At 42.3% G+C, this 2993-nt stretch carries 4 protein-coding genes; all 4 read left to right on the forward strand.

The features are described 5' to 3' along the window. Positions 1-873 (forward strand): tyrosine-type recombinase/integrase (locus H8S75_RS32135; RefSeq protein ID WP_187024946.1); only part of this gene is annotated, 873 nt, incomplete at its 5' end. A gap of 209 nt (positions 874-1082) precedes the next feature. Further along, positions 1083-1406, forward strand: coding sequence for a hypothetical protein (locus tag H8S75_RS32140; RefSeq protein ID WP_187024947.1), 324 nt, complete (start codon positions 1083-1085; stop codon positions 1404-1406). Positions 1407-1777: 371 nt separating this feature from the next. Further along, the gene (locus H8S75_RS32145; protein ID WP_187024948.1) at positions 1778-2002 is read left to right on the forward strand and encodes a hypothetical protein; all 225 of its coding nucleotides are present in this window, start codon (positions 1778-1780) and stop codon (positions 2000-2002) included. Positions 2003-2044: 42 nt separating this feature from the next. Continuing rightward, positions 2045-2455, forward strand: coding sequence for a hypothetical protein (locus H8S75_RS32150; RefSeq protein ID WP_187024949.1), 411 nt, complete (start codon positions 2045-2047; stop codon positions 2453-2455). The last annotated feature ends 538 nt before the right edge of the window (positions 2456-2993 follow it).

The following is a 2993-nucleotide window of genomic DNA, read 5'->3' on the forward strand; positions in this document are numbered from 1 at the left end:
TCTACGGAGATGGATGACAATGTCTATTTGTTGCACCTCTATGAGACGAATGTGCGTAAAGACGGGTTAAGTGAAAAGACCATAAATGCATACACTTCAGCCATGCGTAATATGCTCTGTGTTACGGACAAAAATATAAGACACATCACATCGATTGATATTAAGTTTTATCTGGACCGATACGAGGCCAAAGGAAACAAACCCAGAACCGTAAATAATGAAAGACGATTTTTATCGGCAGTTTTTACATGGTTCAGGAAACACGGGATTATTGTAACAAATCCGGTAGAAGCCGTACCGATCCGCAAGGAACACAGAAAACCGATTGATTATTTATCAGGAGAGGAAATTGAAAAACTCCGTGTGGCCTGCAAAGATAAGCGGGAACGGGCATTGATGGAATTTTTATTAAGTACCGGTGTGCGTATCGGAGAAGTACCGCTTATACAGAGAGATGATATTGACTGGGAGAAAGGCGAGATATTAATTTACGCTCATAAAACCGATGAGTACAGGACGGTATTTTTGACGGACGTGGCCAGAGTCCATCTCCAAAAATACTTGAAGGAACGCAGAGACGGGAATCCGGCATTGTTTGCCGGGGTAAGAAGGCCATACGATGCGGTGAAGGAAGATGGTTTACGGCTGATCATAAAAAATATAGGAGACAGATCAGGCTTAAAGCGGAGAATTTACCCCCATTTATTCCGGAAAACAATGGCAACCCTGTTACGGATGAAGGGCGGATCCATTGAAGATATCCAGTTAATTTTAGGGCATAAAAATCCTGCCACAACAATTAGCTTCTATTCTGCCGCAAATAAAAATCATCTGAGGCAGATGCATAACCAGTATTTAGGTGTTGGGGCTTAATATAGATTGCCGGGGAATGCGCATCCCTGGTATAGCATAGACCGGTCTATTGTAACCCGTAAACAGTCTTTTGTAATCGCAGGAATAAACGGATAACAATGTGTCACGGCATTGGAGGGGCATTTAGCCCCTCTTCCAAAAAGAAATAACATGCAGCAGGTGTTTTTATGTAGCATTAATCAATAAAACAGTTCTTTAGAGGAGGAACGGTGGAAGAGAATAAGCGTGAATGGGTGAATCATAATGCTTGTAGATTCTGTAAAGGCAGCAGGGGCCATACCTGTTATGGATATGATTGCCGGGAAGCAGCCAGGGCAGCAGGTGAGTATTTTGAGAGCTTAAAAGAACGATTCGAGCCGAGATTTTTACTTGAAAAAGGGTCACTATGCTATGGCTGTCCACAGTACCGCCACTGGACGAAGACAAATGATCCGTATTACTTTGAAGAATGTGACATGGATCAGAATGGAGGCGTATGCGATACAGAGGAGCCATGCTTTGGAGGGAATAGAAATACATACCAGGAAAGGTAGGAAAATGCATGAGCGAACAATTAAAGCAGAATATTGCTTTATTGCTAAGTAATACGATCAGAATTATGTGCTTTGTGGTGTTAGCTATTATTTTTGAACATTGGTGGATAGTATTGTTTTCGGGACTTTTCTTATCATCTCAAAAAAGCTAAGTTAATAAAATTAAGGAAAAAAGGATGGAGAATGAAGATATCATAAAAATGCTTGATTGTATTCTTCGTAACAGTTTTTGTGAAGATGCAAATAGGAGCTATCAATATTGCCAGGATAATAACTGCACAGACTGCCAGGTGGAATTTTGCAAAAAACAACTCGAAGAGGGAAAAAAGTTGGTGTATTGATGCATTTGTGAAGGAAAGGAAATGAGATGTATGGAAATTGATCTAAGCAGATTTAAAGTAATACATGGTGATAAGGTATTGAATGCCATAGCCCTTATGGGTGTGGAAATGTCAGCTATTGATGACTTTGAGAATAGAGACATAATCGTAAAACCAAAGATAATAGATGTGCTGGCAGTCAACGAGGATGGAAATCTGGTATCGATTATGGACGAGGCATGGACATTCCAGTTTCTGCCTATTGTACATAATTAGTATTTACCGAACTAAGACTTTACAGAAAGGAGCGTTTTTGTAATGGCTGATTTGAAAAGCGTGGCTGGCCTGTTTGGCATGACTGTTTCGGAATTGGAGCAGTTTACCGGATACAGCCGCCAGGAATTTCACCGGGTAATGGATAACGGAAAGGCAGTAGGCACGGCCAGAATGATGGATACGATCCGCAAGCTGGACACAGCAAACTACAATATTTATTCCGCCGCAGTATCCCAGGCAGAGGCAGAGAAGAAGGCCAGGGAGAAGTTGTTGAAATCGCTGGCAAATATCTGCGGTCTGTGCTACCAGACGGGACCATGCCTGTACATAAGGCAGCACGGTCACCCAGGTTGGGAAGGCAGCAAGTGCCGTGGGTTTTCCGCGACGATCGGAGAGGAACCGGCAGAACAATGCAAGGAATGTGAACAGTGGTGCTATTTTGATGAAGATTAGAGGAAGGATGAAATTATGACGATCAAATATTGTAGTCTAAATGGTGGACAATGCTTAAACTGCAAAAGGCCGGATTCATGTCCTCTTCGTCCGCTTCCCGAACCTATGGAGGTATGCGGCAAATATCCACAGCAAGGAAGGCCGATACCATCATACCGGATCGGGTGGAACGCTTGCCTGGACAAGATAACAGAAAATTAAATAAGAATTTAGTGGACGCCGGGCGTCCAGCATGGTGCAGAAGGGTTCAAGTCCCCGAACTGACGGGTTCGACTCCCGCCAGTGCAAGGCGCAAAACCATGCATATTAGGATTTGGAGGGCGATATGAAAGGTAAAAAATGTTGGAAGTGCAAGCATTGGACTAAGTACTTTAATTCCAATAGATATTTCTGTAAACGTGGGTATTGTAAAAATTAAAATTTAACGAGGAGGGATAGAGCAATGGGACTGTTTAAAAAGCTGGACCTGTGGTCTATAGATGATGGATTACAGAAAATTATAGATTATTATTATGACGGAAACGAAAGAAATAGCCAG

Origin of the sequence: Hungatella hominis, assembly GCF_014288005.1 — a bacterium.
Classification (GTDB): domain Bacteria; phylum Bacillota; class Clostridia; order Lachnospirales; family Lachnospiraceae; genus Hungatella; species Hungatella effluvii.

Excerpts from the sequence above, each read along its gene's own strand:
- H8S75_RS32150 (WP_187024949.1), top strand. The coding sequence starts at position 2,045 with ATGGCTGATTTGAAAAGCGTGGCTGGCCTGTTTGGCATGACTGTTTCG.
- H8S75_RS32145 (WP_187024948.1), top strand. The coding sequence starts at position 1,778 with ATGGAAATTGATCTAAGCAGATTTAAAGTAATACATGGTGATAAGGTA.